Here is a 26,630-nt window from a genome sequence, read left to right as displayed (position 1 = left end):
GACTCATGAACATCATAACCCAAAAACAAACGTATCGATAAACTATCACTACAAAAAGCGATTAATTGCCTATCTGAATTGATGTTATTCAAATAACCTACCAACAAAATCTTGAAGAAAACAACAGGATCTATACTCTCTTGACCTTCTTTACCATAATACTTTTGGGTAGCTTTATAAATAAAATGTAAATCAAGTTCGGTTAACAATTTTCTGTAAAAATTATCCACTGGAACCATGTCCAACAAATTAACCGAAACAAATAACTGTGGGGTAAAACTTTTCTTTCCTTGCATGAATAAATTTACAAATTATCTCTTTTTTATGCAAGTTTTTGTATATTTGAGTTGTGCAACATGCACAGCGGTTTGCTTCAATGGCTACTTCCGGATTTTCCTACGGAAAATCCGTTGCTGAATGGAATGTATTGTTATATTTGTAATGGCTTGGTGTTGGTGGCAACGCCACTGAGAGCAAGCCGCAGAACGTTAGGATAATTATAAACTAAAACATTGAAATGAAAACAAATTACTTGAAAACAATTTTATTATTCTTTCTAATAACAAAATGCTTTTCTAGTTTAGCACAATCAGAAGCCGGAGGTCCACCAAAAATGGATGAACTTATTGGTTTTTGGAAAAAGAAAAATGTAGAAAAAATAGATAATCTAAATGGAGTAAATCCTTGGCCGCAAAAATATCAATGGTTTGTCTTTTATGAAAATGGCAAAGTATTTTCAATGATGTCAGATCAAGATTACAATTATACATCCAAAGAATTAAAGGAAATATTTGATGTTCTTCCAAAAGACAAAAGCCCTAATTATAAATTGAATGGACAATTTGTCTTTATTGATAATCCAGAAATCAAAGATTACGAAGAAATGTGGGGTGTAAATTTATTTGCGAAAGATATCAACGATTTTCTTAAAAAGGGAAATTTAATAATGACTTTAGATGATGGTAATGGAAAAGTTATTTACTATAGGCTTTTAGAACGAATAAAATAACTAACGCTAACAGCGAGTAAGCAATATAGCCCTGCCGCAAGCGCAAAACATAAAAACGACGCCAAGCGCCAAAACATTAGGTAACATTATGAAAAGAATCGAGTATTTAATCATATTTTTTGTAATCAGTTTATTATATGGCTGTCAAGATAAAGATATTTCAGAAATTTATAATAAATGTTATTCAGAGGAAGTTACGGTTAATGGAATTTCAATAAAACATTACATAAAAGGATTTGAAAAAGAGCTTATCAGAAGTAAATTATTAAAAGATTCAACTGCAAAAAGTTATAAAGATTTTTTTTACGAAGTATCAAATTATGACTATATCGTTTTGGAATCCAAATATTCATTTTTAGACAGTATAAAAGGATTAGAATATGATGGAGTATTGAATTGTCCAAAAAAAATTGCTTCTCATAAAAATTATACAAAGACAATCTTTGGAAAGCTTGGAAACTACATGAAAAAAAACAATGGAAATCATGAAGGCTTTTTTGAGTCACAACCAATCGACACAATTTTCAATGAAAAAACTTTTGAATTTGACTATATAAAACATAAACTTTTTAATATGATAAAGGTTTATGATATAAACAAATATGAAAGAGGAAGTATTCTTTGCAATCTTGAAAACTGTCCAGAACGGAAAGCAACTTTGTATTACTAACGTTGCCAAACAAACGTTTGTAACAATTGCTAGGCGTGTTTTGTTTTCGAAATTTTCTACTTGTAAATTTTTCTGCTAATTTTATACAACTTTAATATGCGTCAAAGCATTATATATAAACTTTATGAAAATTGGATTAAAAAGATTTATTAAATATTATTTTTTATATTTTCTAACATTTGTAGGATTATTATTCAATAAAATAGAAGAATCTTACATTTTTATTTTAGTCCTTCCATTAGTATTCATATTAATTTCACAATTCGCTGGATTCCTTTTAAACCATTTCCTAGATAAAGAATTTTTGAAAACCAAAATATTAAACAAATCTTATCTTTTTTTATTCTCAGTTATTTTCTTAGTTTGTTTTTATTTTAAATTTTCCATTTGGTATGAAAATGAATTTCGTAAAAATATAAATGCAAATCTAAACTTTAAAGAAAATCATCTCAAGAATAATTATGAATATGCAGCATTTGAATCTCTTAACAACTTAATCAAAGATGAAAATAGTTATAAAATAAATGCTGTATTTTTTCAGGTTTATGACACAATAATTTCTGGCAATGGAATGAAATATAATTTTATTGAATTCCATTACTACAATGAGAATACTGAATCAAACAACAAAGCAAAATTTGTCAATATAAATGATGTACCTCTAAATATTTACTTTAATAAAACCATGAGCTATAAAGACGAGCAGAGAATAGATAGTTTAATTAATGTTACGAGTTCCTACTTAAAAGAAATTAAAAAAATCCTTCCAGATTCAATCAAGGAAGATCTTCCAAACTCAATTTATTATTAAATTAATAACTTTAAAAAAACATGGATAACCTAAAAATATTGATTACTACAATTAGAAAATATGTCACTGATTATCGAGAAACACATCAAGTAAACAAAACTGATATCTTTTTTCTATCCATGTTAGAAATTACAGCCAACTTAACAGAATTAGGAATTGAAAGCAGAAGAGAAATAACCAAAGAGGAAGAGGGAAATTGGTTCAAAGGTTCTTATCATCTTGATTTTTGGGATTCAAAGATGAACACTGAACTATACATTCCTCTAAAACAAAAAGTGGTAGAATTAAATTTTTTCAGAACTAAATAAACTAAAATTAAAACCACTATTTACTAAAAAACGGTTTTTTCATGCATTTATTAGGCTTGACTTCTTTTCCATTATTTATAAAAATTCCACAAGAAACTTAAACTTGTTTTTTTAAAAATCTAACAAAATACCAGTGTTTAATTTATGAAAAAAAATCTCTTAATAATTCTTTATTTTCTGAATTTAAGTTGTAAAGATGACCAATGTCAAAATTATAATAATGATTTTTTACCTAAAAACATTATAGAATCTATTGATTATTTAGAATGTAAATTGAATTCTTCTGAACTTGAAAGTTTTAAAAATACACCCGAAGAAGATATTATTGGAAAATACCATTTTACATTAGGTAAATACATCAGAAACGAATGGGAAATTTGGAATGGAGACACAAAATTGTTTGTTTATTTTAAAGAAAAAGGAGTTTCAAATCCAGATAAAATATCTTCAATAATTTTAACTTCATTACATAGAAAACTTAATAAAAAAAACATAGGATTTCAAGAACAAATCAGCGACTACTTAAATTTGATTGAAAAATCAAAAGTAGAATTTGAAAATTCTAGACTAAATTCAGAAGAATATTATGCTACTTTTAAAGTCGGAGATTCAGTAGAATTTGGATTTGAAGTGGATTACAACAATGATAAGAAAATTGTTATTTTGAAAAAAAACTACAGCGAATATCATCACCCATATTCTTGTAAAGCCAAAGGAATAATTGTAAACAAAGATGGGTTAGACACAATATTTGGATATAAAATTTCTGTTTCTGTTCATGAATTTTGTAATTATCTCAATTTGAAAAATGAAGATAAATTATTTAACAAAGGTGACACTATTAAATTTTATATTGAAAGACAAAATTTAAAGGCAATCACAAATCATGTTGACAACTCCAACAAATAATAAAAATTTTAAAATCAAAACTATTCCTTTCACAAAACAAAACACCCCAAAAGTATTTTTTTGGGGTGTTTTTATAATCAATATTTTCAAATTACTTCGTAAACAACAATTCACGATATTTTGTCAATGTCCACATTTCGTCGTCTACTAACAATTCTAGTTTGTCAGCGTGGTAACGAATTTGGTCAAAATACGGTTTTACTTTATCGCAATAAGCGGCTGCCATTTTTTCGGTATTCGTTAAGGCGTTTGCTGTTCTGCGTTCTTGAGTCATTGCTTCTACTTTAGAATTAATGCCTTCAATATGACCCGAAATTTCTTTGATTAAGTTAATTTGTTCGCCAGCGATTTTTTCAAAGTCTTTACCAAAAATTTCTTTCAATCCTTTTACGTTTTCGATTAACACGTTTTGGTATTTAATTGCTGTTGGTACTACATGGTTTCTAGCAATATCACCCAACACACGACCTTCGATTTGGATTTTCTTCACATATTCTTCCAATTCAATTTCGTATCTTGATTCCACTTCCACGTGGTTCATTACGTCCATTTCACCAAAAACGGCAACCGCTTTTTTAGAAACTTTCGCTTTCAACGCTTCTGGAGTAGTTTTGTGGTTGCTTAATCCGCGTTTTTTCGCTTCTACTTCCCAAGCTTCACTGTAACCATCGCCTTCAAATAAAATAGCTTTGGTTTGTTTGATGTATTCTCTTAACACGTTGAAAATCGCTTCGTCTTTCTTCAAATCTTTCTTTTCAATCAAAGTATCTACTTCCGCTTTAAAATCTTTCAATTGCTTCGCAACAATCGTGTTCAAAGTGGTCATAGAAACGGCACAGTTTGCAGAAGAACCCACAGCTCTAAATTCAAATTTATTTCCTGTGAAAGCAAATGGAGACGTTCGGTTTCTGTCGGTATTGTCCAACATCACATCTGGAAGTTTTCCAACTACGTTCAATTTTAAATCGGTTTTTTCTTCTGGCGATAACTTTCCTTTAGAAACACCTTCTAATTCCGCTAAAACTTTGGTTAATTGTTGACCAATAAATACCGAAATAATCGCAGGTGGCGCTTCATTAGCTCCTAAACGGTGGTCATTACTTGCTGATGCAATAGAAGCACGCAACAATTCTTCATAATCATGAACCGCTTTAATCGTATTGATAAAAAACGTTAAGAATTGTAAGTTGCTCATTGGTGTTTTCCCTGGACTCAACAAGTTTACACCTGTATCCGTTGCCAAAGACCAGTTGTTGTGCTTTCCTGAACCATTTACTCCTTTAAACGGTTTTTCATGGAACAATACTTTGAAATCGTGACGTTCTGCTACTTTCTGCATGACATCCATCAATAAAGAGTTGTGGTCCACCGCTAAATTCGTTTCTTCGAAAATAGGTGCCAATTCAAATTGGTTCGGCGCCACTTCATTATGACGTGTTTTTACTGGAATTCCCAATAACATACATTCGTTTTCCAAATCGCGCATGTATTGTAACACTCGCGTCGGAATAGAACCAAAATAATGGTCTTCTAATTGTTGTCCTTTGGCAGAAGTATGTCCTAACAACGTTCTTCCAGTTGCCAAAATATCAGGTCTTGAAGTAGCTAAAGCGCTATCAATCAAGAAATATTCTTGTTCCCAACCTAATGTTGGTGTTACTTTTTTAACGTTTTTATCGAAGTATCTAGCTACATCGATAGCAGCAGAATCAATAGCATGCAACGCTCTTAATAATGGTGTTTTATTATCCAATGCTTCACCAGTATACGAAACAAAAACCGTTGGAATACATAAAGTAGTTCCAAAAATAAACGCTGGCGATGTAGGATCCCAAGCGGTATAACCTCTAGCTTCGAATGTATTACGAATTCCACCATTTGGAAACGAAGAAGCATCTGGTTCTTGTTGTACCAATTGGCTACCACCAAATTTTTCTACTGGATCACTTCCATCAAAAGAAGTTTCGAAGAAAGCATCGTGTTTTTCAGCAGTTGTTCCTGTTAATGGTTGAAACCAGTGTGTGTAATGCGTAACGCCTTTAGAAAGCGCCCATTCTTTCATTCCTAGCGCGATGTATTCCGCCATTTTTCGGTCGATTTTGGTACCGTTGGCCGCATCTTTAACCGCTTTGTAAGCATCTGGAGTTAAAAATTGACGCATGGCTTTGTCTCCAAAAACATTGGTTCCAAAAATAGCTGATTTACGATCTAGTTCTTCTACTTCTACTGGTTTACGATCGGTAGCGCGTTGTAAAGCTTGAAATCGAAATGTTGACATAAAGTTGTGTGTTTTGTAGTTATACCCTTGAAAAGATGTGCAAATATACAAATAAAATGATATAATTATATTTTAACCCCTATTTTTTAGGGGTAAATTATTTTTTTACTACTTTTGCTTTATGGAAAAACATTTTTTACACATGGTAATGTTGGGCTGTACTCCAAATGGTCGCTTTACAGAGCAACACGATATTTTTTTTGGAATTGGTAGCAGTTTAAAAGAATTGGTTCCTGACATGAATGCATTTTGGCCAGAGGCTAAAGGACGAATTCATATTGATGCTTGGCAAAAAATAACTTTTGCAGACGGCTATACCATTGAAGTGATTTCGAAAAACGAAAAAACTACTCAAGAAGAACAAGTGTTCTTTCTAAACTTAGGCGGTTACAAAAAAGGAGAATTTGAAGAATACCACTATAAAATTGTAACAGTTGCTAAAACAAAAGCCGAAGCTATAAAAAAAGCCAAACAAACCGTTTTTTACAAACATTGCGGTTTCAAAGGCGCCGAATCACATATTGATGATAAATATGGTGTTGATGTAGATGATATTCACAATATCGAAGAAATTCTTTCGGATAAATTTAAATCGGAATTCGCTTTAAAAATAACAAAAACCAATGCCACTTTCGAAGACGAAAAACACATTGGTTATTTGAAGATTGATAAAATAGATGCATAAAAAAAGAGCTGATTTCCAGCTCTTTTCTCTTATAAATTAATTTCTGTTACATTTTTATTATCGATACCGTAGTAGTTAATTACAGCTTCATAATCTTTCGTATCTACCGGATTAGCGGTTTTATTACCAAAGTAAGCTGGAATTACCACCACTCGGATTACTTGATTTAATCTAAAATCACTTGACAATCCAGGTAGATCATAACCAAATAATACTACTTCTGCATCAAATCGTGTAAAATCGTTTTGGTAACCAAAGTCTAACGTTCCATCATCAAAATAATAGGTTTCTGGTAATAACTTCCAAATGGCTCCTGATGAACTGTTACCCGATCTTCGGTAAACCAAAACCATATCAGAACTAAAGATACTATGTGGAAAATTCAACAATACACTATATCCATTTCCTGAAGTAAAGTTTACATTATTATATTGGAAAACTTCACTTATCGTATCGTTATCATAAGGATCTTGAACAATCACCTCTTCACGAACACAACTCTGTAGCGTTATCATCCCGATAAAAGCTAGTAGTAAAGTAATTTTTTTCATAATCTAAGAATTTAATGGTTATACAAAATAATATTCAATAGTTGTGCCAAAAATTTAAAATCCAATTATTTAGTATCTTTGAAACTTTAAATACATTGAAAAATGGGAAGAAATAATCCTAAAAATATCAAGGCTCACAACGATAAATTACACAAAGAGCAAGCTAAAGAAAAGGCTAAAAAAAATGCTCGTGCTGAAAAATTGAAAGAAATCACCAAAAAATTCAATGAATCTAAATCATAATTTATGCCCAATTGCTACTGTGGAAATTCAATTTCGTTTCAAGATTGTTGCGAACCTTATATAAAAGGAACAGCGAACGCTCCAAAAGCTGAAAAATTAATGCGTTCTCGTTATAGTGCTTTTGCTACTGGTGCGGCAGATTATTTAGTAAACACGACGCATAGTTCCAAAAGAAAATTTCACAACAAAAAAGATATTTTAGCATGGAGCCAATCAAATAAATGGTTAAAATTAGAAATTCTAGCCTCCAATGAAACTACCGTAACTTTTAAAGCCTATTATTTAGATGAAAATATGAAAGCACAAATACATTACGAACATTCGACTTTTAAATTGGAAAACGGATTATGGTTTTATGTGGATGGAACATATTAATTATGTAACTTTTCCTAAAAACAATATAACTCAACTCGTTTCGTTTCAATTATATTTGAATATCATAAAAACTCTCAACATGCAAACAAACAAAATATTAGGCATCATTTTAGTAATTGCCTCTCTTACGTTAGGTTATTTTGGTATTAATAAAGTCAGTGATAGTTCCGCTGAAGTAAAAGTTTTAGGTATAGAAATTGATGCTTCCAACAAATCTGAAAAACAAGAAGGGTTCATTTATTTAGGTTTAGCAATTTTATTATTTGCTGGCGGCATTAAAATGCTAACAAAAAAAGGAACAGAATAATTTTGTTCCTTTTCTATTCTTAGAATAAAATAGACTTCATCATCTACGGTTGTACATTAATAAAATGTATCTTCATTCCATTTTACTGGGTTTTGCTCAATATAATTTTGAATATTATCAAATGATCTTGAATTGCGAATGATGTGATCATGGAATCGGGATTGCCAGGCGAAATTGGGGTTAATTTTTCTGCATTCAAATGATCATCGTCCTTTGTACCAAAGGACAATTTTTGAAATTGAATTACCTAACATCGGATTTTTATCACCCGAAAATCCACCGGTTCCACCCTGTAGACGCGATTAATCGCGTCTCATTGATATTGTTTTTTTTATCATCATTATCAGACGCGATTCATCGCGTCTCTACAGTGGAATTGGAAATATTATCAATAATCAAAATCCCATGGACATGATTCGGCATGACCACAAAATTTCCTAATTCAACCATGGGAAAATGATTGGGAATTTCTAACCAAAATTGTTCTGCCAATTTTCCTATTTCGGATAATTGCATTTCTTGATTTTGAATTTTACCAAAAAAATGGTGTCGGTTTTGGGTGCAAATGGTAATGAAATAGGCACCGTCATTGGAATAATCCCAGGTTTGTAAACGCGCAGAGGAAATGCGGTATTTGTTTTTGAATTTATTTTGCATGGCGTTGAATATTATATCGTTATGCGAAATAATGAAAATATTTTGGGAATTGGAAATGGATTTTATTTTTTTTTGAATGAATTCAAAAAAAAAGAGACAAGGCAATGCCTTGTCTCTACAAAATATATTTTTTGAAATATTACATATTTCTTCGGTATTGTCCACCAACCTCAAACAATGCACTTGTAATTTGTCCTAACGAACACACTTTTGTCGCATCCATTAATTTTTCGAAAATGTTTTGATTGTTGATGGCTGCTTCTTGAATTACATTTAATTGTTCGGCTACCTTGTCGGCACTTGTTTTGTGAAGGTTATTCAACATATCAATTTGATATTGTTTTTCTTCTTCCGTTGCACGAATTACCTCAGCTGGAATAACTGTTGGTGAACCTTTTGAACTCAAGAAGGTATTTACTCCAATAATTGGGAATTCACCTGTATGTTTCAAGGTTTCATAATACAAAGATTCTTCTTGAATTTTCGAACGTTGGTACATGGTTTCCATTGCACCTAAAACGCCACCACGTTCAGTGATTCTGTCGAATTCTTGTAAAACAGCTTCTTCTACTAAATCGGTTAATTCTTCAATGATGAACGAACCTTGGATTGGGTTTTCGTTTTTCGCTAAACCTAATTCTTTATTAATAATCAACTGAATGGCCATTGCTCTTCGCACTGATTCTTCTGTTGGTGTTGTAATTGCTTCATCGTAAGCATTGGTATGCAACGAATTACAGTTATCGTAAATTGCATATAACGCTTGTAAAGTCGTACGGATATCATTGAAATCAATCTCTTGCGCGTGTAAAGAACGCCCCGAAGTTTGAATGTGGTATTTCAACATTTGCGCTCTTTCGTTTGCTCCGTACTTATTTTTTAAAGCTTTCGCCCAAATTTTTCGTGCTACACGACCGATTACTGCGTATTCAGGGTCAATTCCGTTTGAGAAAAAGAATGATAAGTTCGGACCGAAATCGTTAATGTTCATTCCTCTACTTAAATAGTATTCCACGTAAGTGAAACCATTGGCTAATGTGAATGCTAATTGTGTAATTGGATTCGCTCCCGCTTCAGCAATATGATAACCTGAAATAGAAACTGAATAGAAATTACGAACATTTTGTTTGATGAAATATTCTTGAACGTCTCCCATTAAACGCAATGCAAATTCTGTTGAGAAAATACAAGTATTTTGCGCTTGATCTTCTTTTAAAATATCTGCTTGAACCGTTCCACGAACTTGTGCTAATGTTTTTACTTTAATATCATTATAAACATCTAAAGGTAAAACTTGGTCACCGGTAACTCCTAAAAGCATCAAACCTAAACCATTATTTCCTTCAGGTAAAGCGCCTTGATATCTTGGACGTTCTACTCCTTTTTTCTTGTAAATTTCGTTGATTTTAGCTTCTACTTCATCTTGTAAGCCATTTTCAACGATATATTTTTCACAATTTTGGTCGATGGCAGCATTCATGAAGAATCCTAACAACATTGGCGCTGGACCATTAATCGTCATCGAAACCGAAGTTAACGGATGACTTAAATCGAAACCTGAATACAATTTCTTAGCATCGTCTAAACAACAAATAGAAACTCCAGCATTTCCGATTTTCCCATAAATATCTGGTCGAACATGTGGATCATTTCCATATAACGTTACCGAGTCAAAAGCTGTTGATAAACGTTTTGCAGGTAATCCTGCTGATACATAATGGAAACGTTTGTTTGTTCTTTCTGGCCCGCCTTCTCCTGCAAACATTCTACTTGGATCTTCTCCTTCGCGTTTGAATGGATATAATCCTGATGCGAATGGGAATTCTCCAGGAACATTTTCTTGTAAATTCCATTTTAAAATATCGCCCCAAGCTTGGTATTTTGGTAAGGCCACTTTTGGAATTTGAGAATGTGATAACGATTCGGTATGTGTTGCGATTTTGATTTCTTTGTCACGAACTTTAAAACTGTAAACCGGATTTTTGTATTTGTTTACTTTTTCGTCCCAAGTTAAAATGATTTCCCAGTTGTATGGATCCAAATTCATTTTTACACGGTCGAATTCAGCTGAAAGAAGCTTTACAAATTGCTCCTCGACTTCGCTCGGAGTGACAACATCTAAACCAGCTTTTGTTAAAGTTGGAATTTTACCCGTAACACTTTCAATCGTTTTAAAAATTCCGTATAATTTTTGAGCTACTTCTACTTGAGAAAGCGCTGTTTCATCATATTTTCTGTTGTTTTCTGCAATTTCAGATAAATAACGTGTTCTATGCGGTGGAATTACGAAAATCTTCTCGCTCATTTCACGCGTAATTTCGAAAGTCGATTTTAAATCCGCTCCTGTTTTCTCTACAATTTTATCCATGATGGATTTGTAAAGCGTGTTCATCCCTGGGTCGTTGAATTGTGAAGCGATAGTTCCAAAAACAGGCATTTTATCTGGATCAACATCCCATAAATTATGATTGCGTTGGTATTGTTTTTTCACATCGCGTATCGCATCTAAAGCACCACGTTTGTCGAATTTATTTAACGCCACTAAATCGGCGAAATCTAACATATCGATTTTTTCCAACTGGGTTGCAGCTCCGAATTCTGGCGTCATTACGTATAACGAAACATCAGAATGATCCATAATTTCTGTATCGGATTGTCCAATTCCTGAAGTTTCTAACACAATTAAATCGTATTTTGCTGCTTTCAAGACTTGAATCGCTTCTGCTACATATTTCGATAATGCTAAATTCGATTGACGAGTTGCTAACGAACGCATGTAAACACGAGAATTGTTAATCGCATTCATACGAATTCTATCTCCCAATAACGCGCCGCCAGTTTTACGTTTGGATGGGTCAACCGAAATTAATCCGATGGTTTTTTCAGGAAAATCAATTAAAAATCTTCTAACCAATTCATCTACCAAAGACGATTTTCCAGCACCACCAGTTCCTGTGATTCCTAAAACTGGGATTTTAGACGTTTCATTCTTTTGGTGAATTTCTTCAAAAACTGATTTTGCAATTTCTGGGAAATTTTCTGCTGCTGAAATCAATCTTGCAATGGCTGTAGGGTTTTTCTCTTCAATTTGTGACAATTCTCCTGTTAGTTTATCACCAATTGGATAATCAGAACGCTGTACTAAATCGTTAATCATACCTTGTAATCCCATAGCACGACCATCATCTGGAGCATAAATTCTTTCGATTCCGTATTCGTGTAATTCTGAAATTTCTGAAGGTAAGATTACACCTCCACCTCCACCAAATATTTTGATGTGACCTGCTCCTTTTTCTTTAAGCAAATCGTACATGTATTTGAAATATTCGTTATGACCGCCTTGGTACGACGTCATTGCTATTGCATTTGCATCTTCTTGAATAGCAGTATTAACTACTTCTTCCACACTTCTATCGTGACCCAGGTGAATTACTTCTACTCCTGTAGCTTGAATAATTCTACGCATGATGTTGATAGCAGCATCGTGTCCGTCGAATAATGACGCAGCCGTTACAATTCTAACTTTATTTTTTGGTTGGTAAGGTTGTACTTGTTCCATTTTACTAGGTTCTTTTTAAAAGTCACGCAATTTACGAATTTAATATTTTTTTCCTTTTATAAATTTTAAAATAATTCGTCCTAAAAAAAGGCATTATATTTGTAATCAATCAGAAAAAAAATAGATAGATGAAAAAAGTAGTTTTAAGCCTAATGGTATTTAGTTTTTTTAGTTGTGCCGAAATGCAACAAGTAATGAATCAATTACCACAAGGAACAGGATTGACACAAGCAGAAATTGGTAACGGATTAAAAGAAGCGTTAAACAATGGTATTTCGAAGCAAGTAACCAAATTAACTACAACTGATGGTTTTTTTAAAAATGAAGCAGTAAAAATTCTTTTGCCTGAAGAATTAAAAATAGTAGATACCAAATTAAGACAAATTGGATTATCGAGTTTAGCGGATGAAGGTTTGAAAGTATTAAACCGAGCGGCTGAAGATGCGGTAAAAGAAGCAACTCCTATTTTTGTTGATGCAGTAAAACAAATGACTTTCAATGATGCTAAAAATATTTTAATGGGAAACAATACGGCGGCAACCACCTATTTACAAAACACCACTTCAAATGCTTTGTATACCAAATTTAATCCTGTGATTAAAAATTCGTTTGCAAAAGTAGGTGCCGATCAAGTGTGGAATAACATTATTACAAAATACAACTCCATACCATTAGTAACCAAAGTAAATCCTGATTTAACAGATTACACGACCAACAAAGCCATGGAAGGTGTTTTTAAAATGATTGCGGTGGAAGAAGGCAACATCAGAACCAATTTGAATGCTAGAAGCTCTGATTTATTGAAAAAAGTGTTTGCGATGCAAGACAAAAAATAGTTTCTAAATTTTTAATAATCAATAACATATAAATAACAAATCCTTAACATTAAGCCATTTAAATAGTTGTACTTTTGCCCTGTTAGTAAATGAATTCTCATTATTGGTTAGGTTAGTTTAAAAAAATCACTCCGGCTTTGGTCGGAGTTTTTTTGTTTTATAGGGTTTGATTTGTAAAGATTTTTTTATATTTGAATAGAAAAGTATGATGGTTATCATACATATCTGCTAAAACAGATGGTTTTGTGTGATTTTGTCATACATAAATAAGTTGTAGGTAAGTTTCAAGGAACTAAACAAATCAAGATATGACATTTACAGAATATTTAAATACCGATTTAGACAATTCAGATTTAATTTTTGAATATTATTTACAATACTTATCAAACTTATCCTCTAAAGAGTTTCCATACGAGGAACAAATTCAGCTAAAAGCGACTTCAACAAAATTTATTAATTGTATAGATAATTTGTCTTACGTTGTAAAAGAAAAAAAAGAGAAGTATTTTGATTTAATTAATGCGATAGTTGAAGATGTAAAAATGAACAGAAGACGAAAAGATAAATCTAAAATTTTACTATTTCTCTTAGGTAAAAATGGAAACATTATACCAAAAATAAAGGATGATTTCGAGGAACTTTATTCCCAAACTTTAGAATTCATTGGTGATGCTTCAAATATGAGACACTATCGCTACGACAATTTGAAACTTAATGGTTTTTTTCAGCCGGAAAATTCGAACAAGCAACAAGTTAAGCAACTTATCCTTGACGCAATTGAACTAATAGAAAAGGATACAACTATTAGTGATAAAGTTAAGAAACAAATAATTGAATATTTACAAAGAGTAATAAAAAAACTTGATAATCAATATATCAATTGGTCTTCTGTTATTGGATGTATAAAAGAAACTATAATCGTGTTAGGGGCATTAGGCGGATTTGTAGGAGGAATAACTCCTTTAGTTCTGGCAAAAGAAAAACTTGAAGAAACATCCACAGTTATCGAAAAGACTTCAATAAACATTAATTACAAAACAATTAACGAAACGTTTAATATTCAAAATGTCGAAAGGTTGGAACAATTAAATAATACAATTTTCCAGCTTGAGCAAAATAATACAAATTTACTTGAAGAATAAACCAAATCTACTTACAACATTGCATTTACGCAATAGTTGGTTTCCAACAAGTTAAACACTTTGTTCTTTCCAAAAAAATTCTATCTTAGCAGAGCGAACTCTGTTCTAATTTCCGTTCCTACGCAAATGCAGAGAACGTTACTAACCTGAAAAACAATTCTATTAACCAATAACACTAAAAATGACAGATACAAAAGAAAATGTAGTTTGGATAACTGGTGCTTCATCTGGCATTGGTAAATCAATGGCTTTTGAATGGGCAAAATTAGGATATAGAGTAGTTCTTTCCTCCAGACGTAAAGAACTTTTGGATAAAGTGACAAACGAAATTAAATACTCAGGCGGGGAAGCATTGGCACTACCGTGTGATATAATGGAAGAAACCGCTATTGAAAATGCAGTCCAACAAATTATTAAAACTTGGGGGCGTTTGGATGTTGTTATAGCTAACGCTGGTTTTGGTGTTTTTGGAAGTATAGAAAAGCTAACAGCTAAAGATTGGAATAGACAATTACAAGGCAATGTCACAGGCTTAGCCTTAACGGTTAAATATGCCCTACCCCATTTAAAGAAAAACAAAGGAAGAATTGGTTTGGTAGGCAGTGTAGGCGCCTATCTTCCTAATCCTAATTTAGGTGCTTACGGTGCTTCAAAAGCTGCCGTACATTCAATTGGTCAAACTTTACAAGTTGAATTAATGGACACAGGCGTAAGTTGTACTACACTGCATCCTGGATTTGTAGTTTCGGAAATTGCAAGAATGGATAATGACGGTGTTTGGCATCCTGAACGACCAGATCCACGTCCGTCAAATTTAATTTGGCCTACTGATAAAGCTGCAAAAGTAATGGTAAAGGCTATTTTAAAACGAAAGAGAAATTATATTTTCACCGGACACGGTAAAATATTTGTATGGATACAACGATGGTTTCCTGGATTAATGCGATTTATAATTTCAAAAAGTCCAAAACCAGATTCCTAAAAACATCAACTTTTTCCCTTCAAATACCCAATTACCGCTTTATTAAAAATAATTGGTTGCTCTACATTCCTTATCGCTTTGGTCGGAGTTTTTTTGTTTTATAGGGTTTGATTTGTAAAAGTTTTAGTATATTTGGAATGGGATAAATTACTTTTAACTTTTCAATTTGACAATATGGAGATTTAAAACATACTGTCATAAAGCTAAAAACAAATTTATATTTAGAAAATAAATGAAAAAAGTTTCTTTACTAATTATTTTGATATTTTGCTTTGCTTGTAACAAAAAATCTAGTGATATTGATACTTCTAATGATAAAGTTCTAGGCGGTTCTACTTTTATAATCGAAAATGACAGCATAAAGCAAAAATTATTTTGTGAACTTTCAACTGAAAATAAATTATACTTTCACCTTATTAAAGAGAATATATTAAACGGAAAAAATGATAAAATTTTCTCAGAGGCAAAATTCATTAAAACATCACTCAAAACATTTAAATCTAATAAAACAGAAACAATATTGATTATTGATGAATTTGAATATGAAAATGATAATTGTAAAATAATTATTGAATTAGCTCGTAATAGAGAATTTTCATGGGTAAAAAATTCAAAATGCAGCAAATTTATTTCTGACAAAATGGAACCAATAAATTAGTTTATTTACTCAAAGACTTTCCCCTTCAAATACCCAATCACCGCTTCATTAAAAATAATTGGTTGCTCTACATTTACTACGTGTCCGCAGTTTTGGATGATGAAAAGTTCGGCAGTTTTAACGTGGTTGGCAACGACTCGCTTTATATTTTAATAAAAAAAATTTAACAAAACTAGTACCACAAATTCTAAATCCAAAAACAAACACCAAATCAGACTCAAACACAAATCTGTTTTTCTACTTTATAAAAACGATTATTAAACCTTTTGATGTTTTAAGTATCAAATCTTAAGATTAACTTAAAATATTAAGATAAGGGTAATAAAAAATTTATAGTTTATACAATACTCCTTGCATTGGTATTTAGTTTAACTTTTGTAGTAAAGAAGACACATACGATTCAATTCCTACTAGTGAATTAAATCTTCCTGAAACTCCTTATGATTATACTAGCCTTAACTTACCTAATCATTTTACAACTAATGTGCCTGGACAACTATTACCGACATCGATAAATGGACCAGACAACACACCGTTAGACAATCCAATCACTAATGCAGGTAGAACTCTCGAAGAGTATTGTTTTATGATAAAAAACTAAGCGCAAATGGAACCATCTCTTGTGCTTTCTGTCACAAACAAGAAAAAGGTTTCTCAGATGATGCAATTTTAAGTATCGGTTTTGATGTTGGTCTAACTGGCCATCATTCTATGACATTAATAAATGTGCGTTTTTATCAACGTGGTCGTTTTTTTTTGGGATGAAAGAGCTAGCAACATTAGAAGAGCAAGTTTTAATGCCTTTTCAAGACCCTGTAGAAATGGGAATGACTCTAAGCGAAGTGGTAACTACTGTTCGGTAACAATCTTATTATTCTGAATTCTTTCAGAATGCATTTGGAACAGAAGAAATCAATTCGGATAGAATTTCAAAAGTATTAGCGCAATTTGTTCGAAGTATCGATAGTTATTCCAGCAAATACGATTTAGGTAGAGCAATGGTTACATCACCTGGAACAAATTTTCCTAATTTTACAACTGAAGAAAATACGGGTAAAAATATTTTTTTTCAAACCATCCCAAACGGTGACGGAGCTTGTTTTGGATGTCATAACAACAGAAGCTTTCATAAGTGTTAATCCCAGGTCTCAAAACAACGGATTAGATGCATTTTCATCAACAGATTTAGGCTCAGGAAATGTATTTGTAAATCCAATTTTTGTTGGAAGATCTAAAACCTCAACTCTAAGAAACATTGAATTAACAGTTCCTTACATGCATGATAGAAGATTTGCAACTCAGGAAGAAGTTGTAGAACATTACAATAGTGGAGTTCAAGCACATCCAACTTTATCACCTGCATTAACAGATGCTAATGGTAATCCAATTCAGTTAAATTTAACTGAAACTCAAAAAAGTGCATTAGTTGCGTTTTTAAAAAAACTAACAGATAATAGTATAAGCTCAGAAGTTAAATGGAATAACCCTTTTCGTTAATAAATAATTTAATAAATAACAATCTATAATAGCTCAAATTCATAATCCATATACAAAAACAAACTAAATCTGACTCAAATACAAGTCGGATTTTTTTACTACATATCTTACAAACAATAATACTATCTCACTAAAAATCACTATATTTGAAAGTAATTAACGTAGCTTCATGAAAAAATATTTTGAAAATCTTATTGAAGCGGTTCAAAACTTTCTCATCGAATTAGGTGAAATTACCTATTTCGCAGGGCGTTTTTTCAAAGAATTTTTAGTGCCACCTTACGAACTTCAAGAACTCTTGCGACAATGTTTTTATATTGGCTATCGCTCCTTGTTTTTAGTAGGGACTACAGGTTTTATTATTGGTTTAGTTTTTACTTTACAATCTAGGCCAACATTGGAAGAGTTTGGTGCTGCTTCTTGGATTCCGTCTATGGTTAGTGTTTCCATCGTGCGTGAAATTGGTCCAATTATTACCGCGTTAATTTGTGCTGGGAAAATTGGTTCAGGAATTGGCGCTGAATTAGGTTCCATGCGCGTTACCGAACAAATTGATGCCATGGAAGTTTCAGGAACCAATCCATTCAAATACTTAGTTATCACACGAATTTTAGCCACTACATTAATGTTGCCGTTACTAGTGATTTTTGGCGATTTTCTAGCAATTTACGGTTCGTATTTGGTAGAAAGTATGAAAGAAAATGTCTCGTTCCAACTGTATTTCAATCAAGTATTTTCTATTTTAAAATTTAGTGATATTGTTCCGGCTACCATTAAAACCTTTTTCTTTGGTTTTGCCATTGGACTCATTGGTTGCTACAAAGGCTATTATTGCAAAAAAGGAACGGTTGGTGTGGGAAAAGCTGCAAATGCAGCAGTAGTTTACACTTCTATGCTCCTATTTGTAATTGATTTCATTGCGGTTTTTGTTACCAATATTTTTTATGATGTATAATATGGAAAAAACAGAAGTAATCATAAAAATTGAAAAGCTACACAAGCAATTTGGTACCAATGTCGTACTAAACGGCTTCGATTTGGAATTACATAAAGGCGAAAACTTAGTCGTAATGGGAAAATCGGGCTCGGGAAAATCGGTGATGATTAAGTGTATTATTGGTTTGGAAGATTATCAAGGCGGTTCCATAAAAGTTGCGGATAAAGAAATTAGTGAATTGGACAGAAAAGAATTAGACGAATTACGCACCGATATAGGTTTTCTCTTCCAAGGTAGCGCACTTTACGATTCCATGTCGGTACGAGAAAATTTGGAATTTCCGTTGCGCCGCCATCCTAAAAAAATTGGAAAATTAGATGACACAACGCCGTTGGTTTTAGAAGCTTTGGAAAGTGTTGGTTTAGCACACGCTATTGATTTAATGCCCAACGAACTTTCAGGCGGAATGAAACGTAGAATTGCATTGGCACGAACATTAATATTGAAACCAACCATTATTTTATACGACGAACCAACAACAGGTTTAGACCCAATTACCTCAAAGGAAATCATTCTTTTGATGCAATCGATACAGCAGAAATACAACACCTCTTCCATTATCATCACACATGATGTGGATTGTGCCAAAGCCATTGCCAATCGGATGATTTTGTTAATTGACGGGAAAAATTACGCAGAAGGAACTTTTGAATCCTTACAAGCAGCAACAGATCCAAAGATTAAAGCTTTTTTTAAATAGAAGAAAATGGAAAAATCAAGAAATCAGAAAATAAGACTCGGCATTTTTATGGTTTTAGGAACAGTTTTGTTTCTAACAGCTATTTACTTTGTAGGCAACAAACAAAATATTTTTGGTAACACGATGACATTAAAAGCCGTTTTTGGCAACGTAAATGGTTTGCAAAAAGGCAATAATGTGCGTTATGCTGGAATCGACATTGGCACTGTAAAACAAATTGAAATGGTGAACGATTCTACCATCGTTGTAGAAATGCTAATTGAAAAAAAGATGATGGAACACATCAAAAAAAATGCAATTGCAACTATAAATTCTGATGGTTTGGTAGGTAATATGGTCATCAATATTATTCCAGGAAAAGGAGCTTCCGAACCCGTAACCGCTGGCGATACGATTCAATCCTACAGCAGAATCAATACCGAAGCGATTTTGGAAACTTTAAATGTAACCAATGAAAATGCGGCTTTACTAACCGCTGATTTATTAAAAATTACCAATGAGATTGTACTAGGCAAAGGAACAGTTGGCATGTTAATTCGTGATTCTATTCTTGCCAAAGAATTAAAAGAAACCATGCATTACTTGAAAATTGCTGCAAAAGGGACAGCCGAATCTGCCAATAATTTAAACCAAATCATGACTGATTTAAACCGAAAAGACAATGTAATTGGAGTTTTAAATGATACTATGGTAGCAAAAAAACTTAAACTGATTGTAACACAATTGGAACAAACCACCTCAAAAATTGACGAAACCGTAACCAATTTAAACACCACGGTAACCAATGCCAAAGAAGGAAAAGGAGCCATTAATTATCTTTCCAATGATCCAAAATTGGTGCAAAAAATTGATTCTACCATGAATAATTTGCAAGATGCGAGTATCAAACTCAATGAAAATCTAGAAGCATTAAAACACAATGTGTTTTTGCGAGGATATTTCAAAAAATTAGAAAAGGAAAAGAAGAAACAATAAATTTACTAAAATGAAACACACTTATAAAATTGAAGGAATGACTTGTTCTGGCTGTGAAGAAAAAGTAAGAACGGCATTACTACAAATCGAAAATATAACAGCTGTTGAGGTTTCAAAAGACACCCATTCAGCTACTATTGATATGATCAACCCTATTTCACTGGAAGATTTACAAATTCCTTTGGCACCCAAATATAAAATAAAGGCAAATCCTGATAGCCAAAGTAAAGAAGAAACTAAAAGTTGGTTTGAAACATACAAACCCATTTTATTAATTTTTTTCTACATTTCAATAGTTACAACAATAATGGCTTTTCAGAACATGACTACCAATCAAATGAATATCAACGAAATTGGTATGAAATGGATGAACCATTTTATGGGCGGTTTCTTTTTGGCTTTCTCATTCTTCAAATTACTTAATTTAAAAGGTTTTGCAGAAAGTTATCAAACGTATGACATTATTGCGAAGCGGTTTCCGATTTGGGCCTATTTTTATGCTTATTTAGAATTAGCATTAGGACTTTCATTTCTTGCTAATATTCATCCACTTATTACTAATAGTGTCACATTTGTAGTAATGTCAATTAGTATTATTGGGGTTTTACAAGCTGTCCGTAATAAAAGGAAAATTCAATGTGCTTGCTTAGGAACCATTTTTAATTTACCAATGAGCACCATAACCATCATTGAAGATGCGCTAATGATACTTATGAGTGGAATTATGATAGTTCTTTTGGTATAAAGTAAAATCTGCTATGACAGAGTTGAGCGTATTCGAGACTTTTGTACTTAATCTCGATTCCGAAAATACGGAACAAGCATTCGCTCGATTTGACAGAAAAGGAAGTTTGATTTTTATAAAAACACAGATTTACACAGATCATATTTTAAAAAAAATCTTATCTATCCCAACCATCAATAACATAATAAGCTTCTTTTAATTTTATTTCATTACCAGAATCTTGAGACTTAAACCATAATTCAAACCTTACAGGATAATACTTTTCAAAAGTTCCTTCATCAATAACCGTCTTAGATCTATAAAGATTAAATTTTGTATCTAATTGATTGATTTGATGACTAGTTCTACTGGTTAGTTTCTCTTCGGATAATTGAATGTTTTGTGTTAATTCAAAAGCTTTAATATATAGTGTTCCAAATTCCGTTGGTTTATGCCAAACATAAAATTCATATCCATTAAAGCCATTTCCAATAATCAGAATTTCAACTTCATTAACAATCTTCTTTTCTAAAGAATCAATTTGTTTATTTGTAAGTGACTCAATAGGCTTTTCGAAATCTAAATTTTTAGGAATTTTAATATTACTGAATGAATCTTGTGGGTAATCATAAAATATTAAAATGAATAACCATGAAAAGAATATTCCTCCAAGAAACAAAATAGCAATTTTTACAATTTTATTCATTCCCAAAATGTATTAATAGTAAAATTTCATACCAATTAAAATACGTAGAATTCGTGTTTACTCCAAATCCTCAAAAGTTTGCGCTTTGGAATACACGCGCCATTTTTCAATACATTCCACCATATCTTGTGGAATTTCTGATTCAAAACGAAGAAATTCTTTGGTAATTGGATGTTCAAAACCTAAAGTTCTGGCATGAAGCGCTTGTCTTGGTAATACTTTGAAGCAATTATCTACAAATTGTTTGTATTTGGTAAACGTCGTTCCTTTTAAAATAAGATTTCCACCGTAACGTTCGTCATTAAACAACGTATGTCCGATGTATTTCATGTGTACACGAATTTGGTGCGTTCTTCCAGTTTCTAATCGACAAGAAACTAAAGTAACGTAACCAAAACATTCTAAAACTTTAAAATGCGTTACCGCATGCTTTCCTTGTTCGCCATCAGGATAAACGGCCATTTGCATTCTATTGGTCACATGTCGGTCGATATTACCTTCTATTGTTCCTTCTTCTGCTTCAATGCTGCCCCAAACCAAAGCAATATACTCTCTTTCCGATGTTTTGGCTGCGAATTGTTGGGTCAAATAATCCATAGCTAATTCCGTTTTGGCAACGACCAACAATCCAGAAGTATCTTTATCAATTCGATGCACCAAACCTGGACGTTCCGAACTGTTCATTGGTAAATTATCAAAATGATACGCCAAAGCATTCACTAAAGTTCCTGAATAATTGCCATGACCAGGATGCACAACCATTCCAGCAGGTTTGTTTACTACAAGGAGTTGGTCATCTTCATACACAATATCCAAAGGAATATTTTCCCCTTTCAATAAATGTTCGTACGGCGGGTGTTCTAACATCAGTTGCACGACATCGTCAGGTTTCACTTTGTAATTAGATTTTACCGATTCGCCATTCACTAAAATGTTTCCAGCATCAGCCGCTTTTTGAATTTTGCTTCGCGTTACATTTTCAATTAAATTCATCAAAAATTTATCCACACGAAGCGCTTGTTGTCCTTTGGCTACTTCAAAACGGTGGTGCTCATATAATTCGTCTTCTATTTCGGGTCCAAATGTGTTGTTATTCTCCATCAATTCCATCTATATTATCATCGTCTTTACCAAATTTTGTTTCATCGTAACCTTCTTTTCCATCACCCAAAATAAAATCTATGGTAGAATTTTTCTTTACCTTATCCCCTGCTTTGATGTTTTTTCCTTCGTGCATTACTTGTAATACAATATCTTTTGCTAAATGTGGTTTATAAGTAATTTTGCCTTCTATTAAACCTAAAGCTTTAATATTGGCTACAATTTGGCGGTACGTTTTATTTCTAAAAACAGGAAAATTCACATCGTTGTATTCTCCTGCATTTACTTTTACATAAATTTTTCGACCATCTTTTACTGTATTACCTGCTTTTGGATCTTGTTCAACTATTGAATAAGGCGGCATATCGGGTTGAAAATCAACTGTATCCAATAAAATCAATTCCAAACCAGATTCACTTAGTTTTTCTTCCGCAACAGTTAATTGCATTTTAGACAAATCAGGAACTGGAATTTCTTCTCCATGATTGGTTCTAAAACTCAAAAATTGCATTAAGAAAAAACCGAAAACAACAATGATTCCTGCTGCAATGGCTAATTGGATAACAAATGTTTTACTAGTAAAAAATTTAATTGTACTCATAAAAGGAATTTTAGCAAAGATATGAAATAGAAAAGATTTCTAGTTTGAATAAATAGTGTAATTTTGTTATTATTACAATAACGATTAAGTATGAAAAATGTTGCCATCGTCATGGGAGGCTATTCCAGTGAATATAAAATCTCTTTAACTAGTGGAAATGTGGTATTTAACCAACTGGATAAAACCAAATACCGTTTATTTCGTATCCATATTTTACCAGAAAAATGGGTTTATGTAGACGAAAATGAAAAGGAATTTCCTATCAACAAACATGATTTTTCAGTAATTATTGACGGAAAAACTATATTTTTTGATGTGGTTTTCAACGCTATTCACGGAACACCTGGCGAAGATGGATTGCTTCAAGCCTACTTCCAATTATTAGGAATTCCTCAAACTTCGTGCGATTATTACCAAGCGGCATTGACATTCAACAAACGTGATTTACTTTCCGTTTTAAAACCATATGGCATCAAAACGGCAACTTCCTTCTATTTGAATTTGGGTGATACCATAAATTCGGAGGAAATTATTTCAAAAGTGGGACTTCCGTGTTTTGTTAAACCCAACAAATCTGGTTCTAGTTTTGGTATTTCCAAAGTAAAATCATTGGAAGAATTACTTCCAGCTATTGAAAATGCATATAAGGAAGACAATGAAATCATCATCGAAAGCTTTTTAGATGGCACCGAAGTTTCTGTTGGTGTAATTAATTACAAAGGCGAAATCAAAGTATTACCAATTACTGAAATTGTTTCAGAAAACGACTTTTTTGATTACGAAGCCAAATATTTAGGGAAATCCAAAGAGATTACACCCGCTCGAATTTCTGAAGAATTGAAAGTGAAAATCGAAAATGTAGCCAAAAGAGCTTACGAAGTGTTGAAAATGAAAGGTTTTTCGAGAAGTGAATTCATTATTGTGAATAACGAACCGCACATGTTAGAAATGAATACGATTCCAGGGTTAACCACCGAAAGTATTTTACCACAACAAGCCCACGAAGCTGGAATTTCATTACCTGAATTGTTTGAAAACGCTATTGAATTGGCATTAAAAAACTAGAAACATGAAAAAAGCAATATTCCCAGGTTCATTTGATCCTATTACAAACGGACATTATGACATCATCAAAAGAAGTGTTTCTTTATTTGATAAAATTATTGTTGCCATTGGTGTGAATGCTGAAAAAAAATACATGTTTTCATTAGAGGAAAGAAAACGTTTTATTGAAGAAGCTTTCAAAGAGGAACCTAAAGTAAAAGTCATCACGTATTCAGGTTTGACAATCGATTTGTGTAAAAAAGAAAATGCCGAATTCATCTTACGTGGATTAAGAAATCCAGCCGACTTTGAATTTGAAAAAGCGATTGCCCATACCAACAGAAGTTTGTCTAAAATTGAAACCGTTTTCCTTTTAACAGCAGCTGGCACTTCATTTATTTCATCAAGTATTGTGCGTGATGTTTTGAGAAACGGTGGAGACATATCCACATTAGTTCCCGAAGCAGTTTACAAGAAAGTGAAATAATTGGGATATTAAATTTAAAAGTGTACTTTTGCACTCTGTTATGGGAAAACACACTTCTTTCTTTTTCAAGACCACTACTCCGCCTTAATTTTTAGTAGGCTTTTTTTAGTATTCGCAAGAAATCATTCTTGTCGAAACCTTTTTATATTCATTTGAATTCCATTTTTATTATATATTATCATTTTATTTAGGTATGAAACAAATTTTCAATTTATTCGATTTAAAACAAAAAGTAGATTACAAAACCGAGGTTTTATCAGGTTTAATTGTTGCTATCGCTCTGGTACCAGAAGCTATTGCCTTTGCCATGATTGCCGGATTTTCTCCTTTAACAGGATTATACGCCGCTTTTGTATTAGGATTAGTAACCGCTATTTTAGGAGGAAGACCAGGAATGATTTCTGGAGCTACTGGAGCTGTTGCCGTAATTTTCTTAGGTTTAATTAATGAACTACGTTTAGCTAACCCAGATATTACATCAGAAAGCATTTTGCAATATGTTTTCGCAATGGTTATTTTTGCTGGTGTCATACAAATTATAGTTGGTGTGCTTCGTTTAGGTAAATTTATTCGTTTGGTTCCACATCCAGTAATGTTTGGATTCGTTAACGGTTTAGCTATTATTATTTTTATGGCACAATTTCCAAACTTTTATGAAAAAGGCACTTCTGAATTTTTAGGAAGCACACAATTCTTAACTATGCTTGGATTTGTACTTTTAACAATGGTTATTATTTGGGGATTACCAAAAATTACCAAAGCCGTTCCGTCTTCATTAGTTGCTATTTTAGTGGTAGCAGGAATTGTAATTGGTTTTAATATTGATACAACTACGGTTGCTGACACACTAAATGCAGGAGAATCCATAAAAGGTGGTTTTCCGCCGATAACTATTCCAAATATTGGTTTTACTTGGGAAAATATTAAATTAATTATGCCTTATGCCTTTATTATGGCTGGAGTGGGATTAATTGAGAGTTTATTATCATTGAATTTAATTGACGAAATTACAGAAACACGCGGAAGAAGTAATAGAGAATGTATTGCGCAAGGAGCAGGAAATATTGCCTCTGGATTTTTATCTGGAATGGGTGGTTGTGCTATGCTAGGCCAAAGTTTAATTAATATTTCTGCTGGAGCTAGAGCACGTTTATCAGGAATTGTTGCTGCCGTTGTTTTACTGATCTTTATTATGTTTGGTTCAAGTTTAATTGAGATGCTTCCTATGGCGGCTTTAGTTGGATTGATGTTTATGGTGGCGATAGGAACTTTTGAATGGGCAAGTTTAAAAACATTCAAAAAAATGCCAAAAATTGATGTCATTGTAATGGTTTTAGTAACATTAATTACTGTCTTTACTCATAATCTTGCTATTGCTGTAATCATTGGTGTTATCTTATCTGCTTTGGCATATTCTTGGGAAAATGCCAAAAGAATTAGAGCTAGAAAACACGTAGATGAAAACGGAGTAAAACACTACGAAATTTACGGACCCTTATTTTTCGGTTCAACAGCAGGTTTTGCAGAAAAATTTGATGTATTGAACGACCCAGCAGAAATTATTATAGACTTCAAAGAAAGTAGAATTGCAGATATGAGTGCTATTGAAGCAGTTAATGTTTTAACACACAGATATGCAAAACAAGGCAAGAAAGTACATTTAAGACATCTTAGTAAAGACTGTATTAATTTACTAAATAATGCAGAAGCAATTATTGATGTGAATATTATGGAAGATCCAAATTACAAAGTGGTAATAGATAGAATTTAATACTTTTATCATAACCCCAATTGATGAGTTATTCAAAAAAAACCTAA

General features: G+C 32.4%; 31 protein-coding genes. 23 read left to right on the top strand and 8 right to left on the bottom strand.

From position 1 onward, the window contains the following. A partial coding sequence (locus DPN68_RS08730; protein ID WP_162298406.1) for a transposase occupies positions 1-296 on the bottom strand: 296 nt, incomplete at its 3' end. Positions 297-517: 221 nt separating this feature from the next. On the opposite strand from DPN68_RS08730, the gene DPN68_RS08725 reads away from it, so the two are divergent. The 5 genes from DPN68_RS08725 (at position 518) to DPN68_RS08705 (ending at position 3,707) form a co-directional block, all read left to right on the top strand. Beyond that, positions 518-1,009: a hypothetical protein gene (locus DPN68_RS08725; RefSeq protein ID WP_113989268.1), complete on the top strand. Its 492-nt coding sequence runs from the start codon at positions 518-520 to the stop codon at positions 1,007-1,009. A gap of 88 nt (positions 1,010-1,097) precedes the next feature. After that, positions 1,098-1,679, top strand: coding sequence for a hypothetical protein (locus tag DPN68_RS08720; RefSeq protein ID WP_113989267.1), 582 nt, complete (start codon positions 1,098-1,100; stop codon positions 1,677-1,679). 124 nt (positions 1,680-1,803) lie between these two features. Then, positions 1,804-2,490 carry a hypothetical protein gene (locus DPN68_RS08715; RefSeq protein ID WP_113989266.1) on the top strand — a complete coding sequence of 229 codons (687 nt, stop codon included), beginning with the start codon at positions 1,804-1,806 and terminating at the stop codon, positions 2,488-2,490. A 20-nt stretch (positions 2,491-2,510) separates the two neighbouring features. Further along, a complete protein-coding gene (locus DPN68_RS08710) occupies positions 2,511-2,798 on the top strand; it encodes a hypothetical protein (RefSeq protein ID WP_113989265.1) in 288 nt (95 codons plus the stop codon). Between the two features lie 144 nt (positions 2,799-2,942). After that, positions 2,943-3,707, top strand: coding sequence for a DUF6794 domain-containing protein (locus DPN68_RS08705; RefSeq protein ID WP_113989264.1), 765 nt, complete (start codon positions 2,943-2,945; stop codon positions 3,705-3,707). Positions 3,708-3,798: 91 nt separating this feature from the next. On the opposite strand, the gene DPN68_RS08700 is transcribed toward DPN68_RS08705, so the two are convergent. Next, on the bottom strand, positions 3,799-5,985 hold the full coding sequence (locus DPN68_RS08700) for a glutamine synthetase III family protein (RefSeq protein WP_113989263.1): 2,187 nt from the start codon (positions 5,983-5,985) through the stop codon (positions 3,799-3,801). A 121-nt stretch (positions 5,986-6,106) separates the two neighbouring features. Between DPN68_RS08700 and DPN68_RS08695 the strand changes: the two genes are divergently transcribed. After that, positions 6,107-6,670, top strand: a complete 564-nt coding sequence (locus DPN68_RS08695) for a DUF1543 domain-containing protein (protein ID WP_113989262.1) — start codon at positions 6,107-6,109, stop codon at positions 6,668-6,670. 29 nt (positions 6,671-6,699) lie between these two features. Here the strand turns inward: DPN68_RS08695 and DPN68_RS08690 are convergent, their stop codons facing one another. Next, the gene (locus DPN68_RS08690; RefSeq protein WP_113989261.1) at positions 6,700-7,221 is read right to left on the bottom strand and encodes a hypothetical protein; all 522 of its coding nucleotides are present in this window, start codon (positions 7,219-7,221) and stop codon (positions 6,700-6,702) included. Between the two features lie 102 nt (positions 7,222-7,323). Between DPN68_RS08690 and DPN68_RS13255 the strand changes: the two genes are divergently transcribed. The 3 genes from DPN68_RS13255 (at position 7,324) to DPN68_RS08680 (ending at position 8,146) form a co-directional block, all read left to right on the top strand. After that, positions 7,324-7,464 (top strand): hypothetical protein, encoded by a 141-nt coding sequence (locus tag DPN68_RS13255; protein WP_164496743.1) that lies wholly within the window; start codon positions 7,324-7,326, stop codon positions 7,462-7,464. A gap of 3 nt (positions 7,465-7,467) precedes the next feature. After that, positions 7,468-7,839 carry a YchJ family protein gene (locus tag DPN68_RS08685; protein WP_113989260.1) on the top strand — a complete coding sequence of 124 codons (372 nt, stop codon included), beginning with the start codon at positions 7,468-7,470 and terminating at the stop codon, positions 7,837-7,839. A gap of 79 nt (positions 7,840-7,918) precedes the next feature. Then, a complete protein-coding gene (locus tag DPN68_RS08680; RefSeq protein WP_133256585.1) occupies positions 7,919-8,146 on the top strand; it encodes a hypothetical protein in 228 nt (75 codons plus the stop codon). A 354-nt stretch (positions 8,147-8,500) separates the two neighbouring features. On the opposite strand, the gene DPN68_RS08670 is transcribed toward DPN68_RS08680, so the two are convergent. Together DPN68_RS08670 and DPN68_RS08665 are read right to left on the bottom strand one after the other, a co-directional pair. Then, positions 8,501-8,803, bottom strand: a complete 303-nt coding sequence (locus DPN68_RS08670; RefSeq protein ID WP_193477869.1) for a transposase — start codon at positions 8,801-8,803, stop codon at positions 8,501-8,503. 139 nt (positions 8,804-8,942) lie between these two features. Beyond that, positions 8,943-12,362: a methylmalonyl-CoA mutase family protein gene (locus tag DPN68_RS08665; protein ID WP_113989258.1), complete on the bottom strand. Its 3,420-nt coding sequence runs from the start codon at positions 12,360-12,362 to the stop codon at positions 8,943-8,945. 128 nt (positions 12,363-12,490) lie between these two features. Here DPN68_RS08665 and DPN68_RS08660 point away from each other — a divergent pair, with 128 nt between their 5' ends. The 11 genes from DPN68_RS08660 to DPN68_RS08615 all read left to right on the top strand — a co-directional run bounded on the left by DPN68_RS08660 (position 12,491) and on the right by DPN68_RS08615 (position 20,894). Then, complete coding sequence (locus DPN68_RS08660; RefSeq protein WP_113989257.1) at positions 12,491-13,198, top strand: DUF4197 domain-containing protein; 708 nt, start codon at positions 12,491-12,493, stop codon at positions 13,196-13,198. Between the two features lie 308 nt (positions 13,199-13,506). Then, the gene (locus DPN68_RS08655; protein WP_113989256.1) at positions 13,507-14,340 is read left to right on the top strand and encodes a hypothetical protein; all 834 of its coding nucleotides are present in this window, start codon (positions 13,507-13,509) and stop codon (positions 14,338-14,340) included. Between the two features lie 181 nt (positions 14,341-14,521). Next, complete coding sequence (locus DPN68_RS08650) at positions 14,522-15,322, top strand: SDR family NAD(P)-dependent oxidoreductase (protein WP_113989255.1); 801 nt, start codon at positions 14,522-14,524, stop codon at positions 15,320-15,322. 232 nt (positions 15,323-15,554) lie between these two features. Beyond that, positions 15,555-15,980: a hypothetical protein gene (locus DPN68_RS08645; RefSeq protein WP_113989254.1), complete on the top strand. Its 426-nt coding sequence runs from the start codon at positions 15,555-15,557 to the stop codon at positions 15,978-15,980. A 579-nt stretch (positions 15,981-16,559) separates the two neighbouring features. Further along, positions 16,560-16,745 (top strand): cytochrome-c peroxidase, encoded by a 186-nt coding sequence (locus DPN68_RS13380; RefSeq protein ID WP_113989253.1) that lies wholly within the window; start codon positions 16,560-16,562, stop codon positions 16,743-16,745. Then, positions 16,742-16,843, top strand: coding sequence for a cytochrome-c peroxidase (locus DPN68_RS13305; protein WP_239987063.1), 102 nt, complete (start codon positions 16,742-16,744; stop codon positions 16,841-16,843). The genes DPN68_RS13380 and DPN68_RS13305 overlap by 4 nt, the downstream gene beginning before the upstream one ends. A gap of 223 nt (positions 16,844-17,066) precedes the next feature. Continuing rightward, positions 17,067-17,477: a hypothetical protein gene (locus DPN68_RS08635; RefSeq protein ID WP_113989252.1), complete on the top strand. Its 411-nt coding sequence runs from the start codon at positions 17,067-17,069 to the stop codon at positions 17,475-17,477. 169 nt (positions 17,478-17,646) lie between these two features. Next, complete coding sequence (locus DPN68_RS08630; RefSeq protein ID WP_113989251.1) at positions 17,647-18,432, top strand: MlaE family ABC transporter permease; 786 nt, start codon at positions 17,647-17,649, stop codon at positions 18,430-18,432. 1 nt (position 18,433) lies between these two features. Next, on the top strand, positions 18,434-19,174 hold the full coding sequence (locus DPN68_RS08625; RefSeq protein ID WP_113989273.1) for an ABC transporter ATP-binding protein: 741 nt from the start codon (positions 18,434-18,436) through the stop codon (positions 19,172-19,174). Between the two features lie 6 nt (positions 19,175-19,180). Further along, positions 19,181-20,149 carry an MlaD family protein gene (locus DPN68_RS08620; RefSeq protein WP_113989250.1) on the top strand — a complete coding sequence of 323 codons (969 nt, stop codon included), beginning with the start codon at positions 19,181-19,183 and terminating at the stop codon, positions 20,147-20,149. Between the two features lie 10 nt (positions 20,150-20,159). Then, positions 20,160-20,894 (top strand): heavy-metal-associated domain-containing protein, encoded by a 735-nt coding sequence (locus tag DPN68_RS08615; protein ID WP_113989249.1) that lies wholly within the window; start codon positions 20,160-20,162, stop codon positions 20,892-20,894. 157 nt (positions 20,895-21,051) lie between these two features. Here the strand turns inward: DPN68_RS08615 and DPN68_RS08610 are convergent, their stop codons facing one another. From DPN68_RS08610 to DPN68_RS08600, 3 genes are read right to left on the bottom strand one after another with little or no spacing between them, the layout of a single operon-like run. Beyond that, the gene (locus DPN68_RS08610; protein ID WP_113989248.1) at positions 21,052-21,579 is read right to left on the bottom strand and encodes a hypothetical protein; all 528 of its coding nucleotides are present in this window, start codon (positions 21,577-21,579) and stop codon (positions 21,052-21,054) included. A 57-nt stretch (positions 21,580-21,636) separates the two neighbouring features. Continuing rightward, on the bottom strand, positions 21,637-22,680 hold the full coding sequence (locus DPN68_RS08605; RefSeq protein WP_113989272.1) for an RluA family pseudouridine synthase: 1,044 nt from the start codon (positions 22,678-22,680) through the stop codon (positions 21,637-21,639). Then, complete coding sequence (locus tag DPN68_RS08600; RefSeq protein ID WP_113989247.1) at positions 22,670-23,281, bottom strand: PASTA domain-containing protein; 612 nt, start codon at positions 23,279-23,281, stop codon at positions 22,670-22,672. Before DPN68_RS08600 ends, DPN68_RS08605 begins: the two co-directional genes overlap by 11 nt. 90 nt (positions 23,282-23,371) lie before the next feature. On the opposite strand from DPN68_RS08600, the gene DPN68_RS08595 reads away from it, so the two are divergent. From DPN68_RS08595 to DPN68_RS08585, 3 genes are all read left to right on the top strand, one after another. Then, the gene (locus DPN68_RS08595; protein ID WP_113989246.1) at positions 23,372-24,346 is read left to right on the top strand and encodes a D-alanine--D-alanine ligase; all 975 of its coding nucleotides are present in this window, start codon (positions 23,372-23,374) and stop codon (positions 24,344-24,346) included. Positions 24,347-24,350: 4 nt separating this feature from the next. Further along, positions 24,351-24,812, top strand: coding sequence for a pantetheine-phosphate adenylyltransferase (gene coaD / locus DPN68_RS08590; protein ID WP_113989245.1), 462 nt, complete (start codon positions 24,351-24,353; stop codon positions 24,810-24,812). A gap of 193 nt (positions 24,813-25,005) precedes the next feature. Further along, positions 25,006-26,583: a SulP family inorganic anion transporter gene (locus DPN68_RS08585; RefSeq protein WP_113989244.1), complete on the top strand. Its 1,578-nt coding sequence runs from the start codon at positions 25,006-25,008 to the stop codon at positions 26,581-26,583. Positions 26,584-26,630 lie beyond the last annotated feature (47 nt).

Origin of the sequence: Flavobacterium tibetense (assembly GCF_003293845.1) — a bacterium.
Classification (GTDB): Bacteria; Bacteroidota; Bacteroidia; order Flavobacteriales; family Flavobacteriaceae; genus Flavobacterium; species Flavobacterium tibetense.
Note: the sequence above shows the minus strand (reverse complement) of the source record. Positions and strands in the feature narration are given on the sequence as shown.